At 38.5% G+C, this 8,104-nt stretch carries 1 protein-coding gene and 1 pseudogene; both read left to right on the plus strand.

The features are described from left to right. Positions 1 to 1,584 (plus strand): annotated as a pseudogene (locus DNC80_RS08220) (hypothetical protein); the annotation flags it as partial. A gap of 148 nt (positions 1,585 to 1,732) precedes the next feature. Then, the coding region (locus tag DNC80_RS08225) for a SprB repeat-containing protein (RefSeq protein WP_182650748.1) at positions 1,733 to 8,104 on the plus strand (6,372 nt) is incomplete at its 3' end.

The following is an 8,104-nucleotide window of genomic DNA, read 5'->3' on the forward strand; positions in this document are numbered from 1 at the left end:
GCAGATGCAAAAGCGAAAGTGGATGTCGAAGCTGCGAAACAAGCTGCGGAAGCTAAGGCTAAATTAGATGCAGAAATCAAAGCCAAATTAGCTGCAGATGCAAAAGCGAAAGCGGATGCTGAAGCTGCGAAACAAGCTTCGGAAGCCAAAGCGAAACTAGAAGCAGAAACTAAAGCCAAATTAGCTGCAGACGCAAAAGCGAAAGCAGATGCCGAAGCTGCAAAACAGGCTGCGGAAGCCAAAGCGAAAATAGAAGCAGAAACAAAAGCAAAATTAGCTGCAGATGTAAAAGCGAAAGCGGATGCTGAAGCTGCGAAACAAGCTTCGGAAGCCAAAGCTAAACTAGAAGCAGAAACAAAAGCAAAATTAGCTGCAGATGTAAAAGCGAAAGCGGATGCTGAAGCTGCGAAACAAGCTTCGGAAGCCAAAGCTAAACTAGAAGCAGAAACCAAAGCCAAATTAGCTGCAGACGCAAAAGCGAAAGCAGATGCCGAAGCTGCAAAAAAGGCTGTGGAAGCCAAAGCGAAACTAGAAGCAGAAACGAAAGCGAAGTTAGCTGCTGAAGCTAAAGCTAAAGCAGAGGCAGAGGCTGCGAAACAAGCTTTGGAAGCTAAAGCCAAAGCAGAAGTAGAGGCTAAAGCAAGACTAGAAGCCGACGCAAAAGCGAAGGCAGATGCCGAAGCTCAAGCTAAGTTGGCTGCTCAAAATAAACCAAAGGATGAGAATTCCAAATCAATGGATAAAATTGCGGAGACTCTTGATATGGCTGGTAAAACGCAACAACAACTATTGTCTCAATTGAACGAGAAAGTAAAACTGAAAGAGAAAGAACTCCAGGACTTAAAAACGGAGAACGATTTAAGTGATAAAGGAATTGCTAGTGCCCCAAAAGCATTTAAGAGTGCTGCTGCTCAAAATGCAGAGCTAGATAACTTGAAGGCTGAAATTGAAATAGTAAATCAAAATCAGAATCAATTATTGAGTAACTTTAAGGCATTATATGAAGAGCGTATTAAAAAAGTGCCAAACAAGAACGATGCCCTTACTGTAAGCTACTTGCAAAGTATAGAGCAATTAAAAGCAGAGCAAGCGAAAGCGGAGTTGTCTAACAAAAACTTGTTAGCCACATTAGAACAAATTAAAGTGGATACAGAAATAGAGAAAAAACGCCGTATCAAGCGTGCGAATTTCCAAAATGAAGACGATCGTTTGGCTAGAGATCAGGAAACCTTAAAACGTATTAAGGAGACTACTAAACTCAGTGCAACACCATTAAAACCAGAAGATTTTGATTTTGGTAATGAGCAGTTGAACATGCAGATTATCAAGAACATTAAAAATGTGGAAACAGGATATTATATTGTTTATGCGGTTCATGCAGACGTTGCAAAACGAGATGCATTCTTAACCAAAACGGTTGCGGCAGGGGAAAATAAGGTGAATTTCTTCTTTGATGTGAAGTCTTCTAACTATTTCATTTACACAACACGTTTTGATATTTTGGAGGAGGCGACTAAAACATTAGAGTCAAGAGGAAACAAGCCGTACAATGCGAAAATGGTTGTTATAAAAGTTGAAAATTAGACGAGAACAAAGATTGGGATCTTTGATTAATTTAATAAAAGCAACAACCGTTAGAGAATATTAAAATTGGAATTTAAAAATAAATAAGAAAGATCTGTCTAGTAGATTTCCCCATTTACTAGGCTTATGCTTTAAAAATACCACAATCATGAAAAAAACTACTTTTTTAAAAGTAATCCTACTTGCTTTTATGTTTTTGCAAAGTTTTTTGTCTATTTCTCAAAACGTAGTTCCTTTTACACGTCGATTTGATCGTGACATTAAAGGTGATATGTTACTTATAGGTAACAGTATTTTGAATAGGAATACTAATAATAGGAATCCAAACGATCCTTATAATAATACCAATTTGAACTCTGATTTTAGTATGGAGTACATCAACATTGATAATGGTGCTACTCCAGGTATTTTTAATTCTAGTAGTGCTAATCTTGTTGTTCCGAATCCCGTAGCTACCTCTGCGCCTTGTTATAAAATTGTATATGCAGCTTTGTATTGGGGTGCCGTAACTAAGGGTACAACTCCAGTGACCAATATTAAGTTTAAAATGCCTTCGGGCGGTTATAATGATGTTGTAGGAACCGTCATTCATAATTCGACTACACTCATAGGAACCAGTTTGCCCTATGCTTGTGTGGCTGATGTAACTAGCTTAGTGACTGGAACAGGGAATCCAAATCCAGAGGGAACCTATACTGTTGCAAACGTGTCTACAGCTCAAGGTATAAATGGCGGTACTGGACTTTCGGCAGGTTGGTCGTTATACATTGTATATGAAGATCCTAAATTACCTGCAAAATCCATTACTTCTTTTGATGGGTTTAGTGCCATAAGTTCTACTGTAAACTTAGATATACCAGTTTCGGGATTCAGAACAATCCCAACGGGACCTGTAAGAGCAAAATTTGCTTTTTCGGCCTTAGAGGGTGATCAAGGAATTAATGGTGATTACTTAGCAATCAATGGGTCTATTTTATCTGCAGTAAATAATGCAGGAACCACCATAAGAGGCACAAACAATTTTTTTAATAGTTCTGTAACTTTTATTGATCCTGTTACAAACAAAACGGAGGATTTCCTCAATAGGACACCAAACAGTTCTAATACATTAGGTTATGACGCTGGAATACTAGAGATCAATAATAATGGTAATGCAATTATTAAAAATAATGATATTAGTGCAACCATTAATTTAAGAAGTTCACAAGATATTTATTTTTATTATTTCAATGCAATTGCTTTAGATATCATAGCGCCAAATATTGTTTTGACCAAACAAGTTTTCAGCGATGCCACGCTAACAAACGATATTGGTAATCAAAATGTAACTCTGGGTCAAGAATTATTTTATGCAATTGGTTTCCAAAACATAGGAAATGACAATGCTGATAACTTTACCATTAAAGATGTTTTGCCTATCAATATTAATTTTGATCCTAGTAATATTATTATTCCTAACGGCTCAGGAATTACATACACCTATACTGCTTCAACAAGAACCATTATATTTACAATTCCTAAAAATTTAGTTGAGGTTAAAGATCCTAGATATATAATTCGTTTTAAAGTTAAAGTAGTTCCTGAATGTAATGATTTGAGTGATGCTTGTTCAGACAAGATTCAAAATACAGCTTTTGCAACCTATGATGGTGTTACAAGTGGAATTAAAGTTGATGATCAGCAAAGTTTAGCTACTTTTGGAGCTTGTTTTTTAGGAACTCCAGCACCAACCAATTTTTTAGTAGGAACTGAAAATTGTGTATATACAAAAGAGTACCAGTTATGTGGTGCCACTGTGGTACTTACAGCTGCCAATGGATATAATGCTTATTCTTGGTCAACCAGCCCTTCAGGAACTCCGGTAATAGGTACAACACAATCCATTACGGTTTCGCAAACGGGTACTTATTATGTAACCAATTTTGCAATAGCTCCATGTAGAACTATAAAACAAGTGGTTACTGTAAAACCAGCTGGATCAGCGGTTTCTAATCCGGTTATTCCATTTGCAGATCAGGTGGTAACTTGTACGAATAACGGAAAGCTATTACCTAAAATATTTTTGTGTGGTGCTAATGCGAGCAAATTAATCACTACGGGTGCTTCTGATGCTACTTCCATTCAATGGCAACGCTTGAACGAAGCCAGTTGTCCTGCCGTTGGTTCAGATGATTGTGCCAATGAACAAGCTAGTTGTACTTGGACTACAGTGGCTACAGGATCTAATTATACTGCCGATACCTCAGGTCAATATAGAGTAGTGTTTAATTATGCAGGAGGCTGTTTTAATATATTCTATTTTAATGTTTTCAAAAACTTATTAAACCCAACTGCCGTTTCTAGAGATATCTATTGTACGACCATCGGACAAATTACTGTGGGTGGAGTTCCCGCTACAGGATATGAATTCAGTTTGAATGCAACAGGTCCTTTTCAAACCAGTAATGTTTTTCCAATTTCAACTCCAGGAACTTATACGGTTTATATTAGACAACAAGGCATTGCAACTAATCCATGTTTGTTTTCAGTACCAGGTATTGATATTGTTAGACGTAATTTTACTGTAAGTGAATTTGTAACTCAACCACTTTGTAATGGGGATCGTGGCTTAATAAAATTAGCAGCCAATGACGTACGAGCACAATATTTTTACACTTTAAAAAAGAATGGAACAATTGTAAATTCAGTTGGCCCAATTGCTGCAAGTGATTTTGACTTTCCAAATTTAACCGCAGGCATGTACACCTATGAAGTACGAACTGATGATGGATGTTTGGGTACCGGATCTATAGAAATTAAAGAACCTGCTATCTTGACAGCTACGGTAAACCAAACCAAAGCACTAACCTGCGAAACAGGTGAAGTTACTGTTACACCAGTTGGTGGAACCACACCATATTCCTATTATGTAAACGGTGCAACATCTCCTCAATTTTCGAATGTTATAAATACCCCAACAGCGGGACTTTATCAAATAGTAGTTGTTGATTTTAACGGCTGTAGAACTACAACCTCTATAAACGTAGCAAGTGTTCCTAAACCGGTTTACAACACAGTAGGGACTAATGTAAATTGTTATGGTGATACTACTGGTGTTATTAATTTTAACATGACTGCTGATAATGGATATACCGTAACCTACAGTATAGATAACGGATTGAACTATGGTAACTCGGGACTAATTTCTGGTTTAGCTGCAGGGACTTACAATACCATCTTAAAATACACATTGAATGGAGTAGAGTGTCTGGAACCTATGAGACCTATTACCATTACCCAACCAGCAGCAGCGCTAACAGCTTCTGCAGGAGTATCTGAGTTAGCAGGTTGTGGACCGGCGGGCGAAGGCAGGGTTCGTATTACCAATGTTCAAGGAGGAGTTGCGCCTTATGAATTTAGTTTTGACAACCAAGGATCTTGGACCACCGTTAATAATGCTTTGAAAGCGCCAGGTAATTATATTTTGTATGTAAGAGACCGAAACAATTGTATTTTTCAAGCTCCAGTAACTGTTGATCCTGCTCCAGCAATTCCAAATATTAATGTGGGTACGCCAGTTGATTTTAATTGTGACGGAACAGCCACAAGTATTGTAACGGTAAATAATCCAGGCAATATCAATTATACTTATAATTATTTTATTGATGGTGTACAAAACCCTAATACTCCAAGTAATATTTTCTTAAACGTTACGCCGGGACCCCATGCCATAAGGATAGATTATCAATTGTCTACTGTAACTACATTTAGTAATTTATTGAATGAAGATTTTGGTATTGGTGCAAACACAACCACTCCAGGGATAGCAGCTGCTTACTGCTATCACAATCTAGATGTAGTTCCGTCAACTTGTACTAATGATACTAGATTAACTTTAGAAGATAATCAGTACGTAGTTACAAGAGGAATTGTTCCAAATAACTCTGCTTGGTTTGCTTTTAGAGACCATACTACTGCAGGAGCCAATCCTAATGGACGCTTTTTAGCAGTTAATATTGGTGAAGCAGCTGGTGCTAATGGGGTATTGTACAGTAAGGTAATTAATGATATTATCCCTAATCAACCTGTTATTGTAGAAGCCTACGTAGCTAATTTATTGCGTGCTAATTTCGTGGGTGCTGCAGATCCTAGCTTTTCTTTTGAATTAGTAGATTCATTTGGAAATATAGTTGCTCAGCAACCACCAATACCTCCAACACCAAACCCAACAGGAGTTCCTCCAATACCTACAATACCCCGTTCTAATAATTGGGTATTACGATCTGTATCTTTGAATCCAGGAAACAATACGTCTTTAACATTCCGTGTAAGGTCTGGTAGTACAGATTACAATGGTAATGATGCTGCTATTGATGACATTAGAGTGTATCAATTGCCAAAAGCTTGTATTACATCAAGAACGATTGATATCCAAGTACCTACAGGTCGTGCGTTTGCGGCTCAAGTTACAGGACAACGCAATGTGTCTTGTGCAGGAGGTGCTGATGGCGGATTTACCATCACGGCTCAAAATTTTGATGCCACTACTGGTTTTGAATATTCATTAAATAATGGTGGTGCATGGAGTGCTGCCCAGTTAACTTCTCCTGTAGTTATTAATACCTTGGGCGTTAATTCTTATAGTGTTTTGGTTCGTCCAGTAGGATCTACAGTTACGGCTTGTTCTAAATCATTTACAGTAAACATCATTGCGCCTGCTGCTGTTACAGCTGCTGCAGCAATACTTACTCCGGCAACGTGTACCACAGGAGCTACAATACGTGCAACCGGCGGAGGAGGTACTCCGGCCTATCAATATGAATTGCGTGCTACCAACGGTACTACTGTAATTACCGCTTTTAATACTAGTAGAGATTTTACTAATGTTCCAGCGGGAGATTATACGGTATTTGTAAAAGATGCAAATGGCTGTACTAACCCAACAGGAGTTGCAGTATCCGTTTTAGCTTCTCCAGCTGTTAATGCTGTACTGGCTAATACCACAGATTATTGCTATACCACTGCGGATCCAGCTACTCTTGTAGTCAATGTTTCGGGAGGGACAGGTCCTTTTACGTATCAATTAGACAGCAATGCAGGTGTGAGTTCTGTAGCGACTACTTATTCTTTTGCCAATGTAGGACCAGGAACACACACTATTTTAGTAACGGATAGTAATAATTGTACATCAACAATTTCTAATGTAGTTATTGCTCCACAAATAGGTTTCAATGTAACTTTAATCAATGATTTAACGTGTTTAGTTGATGCCTCTATTGGTAATCCAGTCATTACAAACGGATACGGTCCAACTTATACCTATAGTGTTTCTTATAATTCAGGAACTCCTACTGCAGTGACTTCATTCCCGTACACTGCCACACAAGCAGGTAGCTATGTATTCACGGTTACAGACAGCCGTGGTTGTCCTGCAACAAGTAATCCTATTGTAGTAACACCAAAAACAACTCCGACACACATTACTGCAAAAACGGATATTACGTGCAACGGCTTGAATAACGGGACCATTACTGTAACCCCTTCAGGAGGATTTACTACTACTTATACCTATGCTATAAAATTAAGCACGGTTACAACGTATACTACTCAAGCTACTAACCAGTTTACAGGTTTAGCAGCAGGTATTTATGATATTAAAGTTATAGACAGCAAAGGTTGTGAGTCGACACCAACTCAAGTGACGATTATAAATCCAACACCAATTGTACCAAACGCTAGCGCAACAGCATTCAGTTGTAGTACTACCAATGCGCCTCAATCGGCTACCATAACTGTAGCACCAACAGGTGGAACAGGAACGTATACGTATAGTTATAACAATGGAGGTAGTTTTGGACCAAGCAATACCTTAACTGTAAACGATAACGGAACCACTCAAACCATTCAAATAGTAGTTAAAGATGCCAATGGTTGTTTGTCACCAATGCAAGCTATTGTTTTAGCACCATTAAACAAACCAACAGATTTAACGTTTTTAAATGCAGCAGTAACGTGTACAGCAACTACCACAACGGTTTCTGTAACGGCTACCAATGGAGTAGGCGCTTTATCGTTCTTGATTACAGCAACAAATTCAGGTACAGCTAATTCTAATTTTGGACCAATAACGACCGCAGGATCATCAGTAGCGGCTTCGTTCCCTAATTTATTACCAGGAAACTACACCTTTAGAGTAACCGATGCGAATGGTTGTTACTACACCGAATCACACAATATTGACCCAGTTACACCAATTGCCGTTGCGGCTAATAAAACCAGCGATGTTTTGTGCCAAGGCGGAACTACAGGATCAGGAACGTTTACCGTTTCTGGAAATGCTACAGTAGGTGCTTTCACATATACACCAACAACATTTAGTACAGGAACCTTAACAAAATCTAATAATGTACTTACGCTAAGCAATGTGGCAGCAGGTACGTATACCGTACGTGTTACGGATACGGCAACAGGTTGTTTTGCTGATGGAACCATTACCATCAACCAGCCAGCTTTGCCACTTGCAATGTCTATTACGAGTCAA

The organism is Flavobacterium sp. SOK18b, assembly GCF_014156605.1.
Lineage (GTDB): Bacteria > Bacteroidota > Bacteroidia > Flavobacteriales > Flavobacteriaceae > Flavobacterium > Flavobacterium tiangeerense.